This window comes from Vibrio sp. M260118 (assembly GCF_036533755.1).
GTDB lineage: Bacteria > Pseudomonadota > Gammaproteobacteria > Enterobacterales > Vibrionaceae > Vibrio.
Genome location: NZ_JATABG010000735.1, coordinates 1 through 384, shown reverse-complemented (window position 1 = coordinate 384; position 384 = coordinate 1). Strand labels below are relative to the sequence as shown.

Here is a 384-nt window from a genome sequence, read left to right as displayed (position 1 = left end):
GCTTGTTTCATGGCCGTGGCCGCCGTTTTGAAGGCCTAGAGCAGCTGACTTGTGATTGGATTCAAGGCCAGCTGATTGTTAGCGTGTTCAAAGCGGTAGATGAAAGCTTTATTCAGCAGTTAAAGCAAGGGTTGAGTGCACTTGCCGAAACTCAGTTGTGGCGTGCAAAACAGGGAAAAGCGATTGTTGTCCAACATCGCTATGCGGAAGGCGCACCATCAGAAGTACTGCTAGGAGAGTTAGATAGCCATCCTGTGGTTGAAGAGTCAGGGCTTAAATATCAACTCGATATTGGCCGCAACCAGAACTTTGGTCTGTTTCTAGATATGCGATATGGGCGAGATTGGGTTAAAGCCAATTCGAAACATAAAAATGTATTAAATC

Annotated in this window: 1 protein-coding gene; it reads left to right on the top strand. The window is 45.8% G+C overall.

The window, feature by feature from the left end; translation table 11 throughout:
* Positions 1–384 (top strand): class I SAM-dependent methyltransferase (locus tag QTO00_RS20915; protein ID WP_331426415.1); only part of this gene is annotated, 384 nt, incomplete at both ends.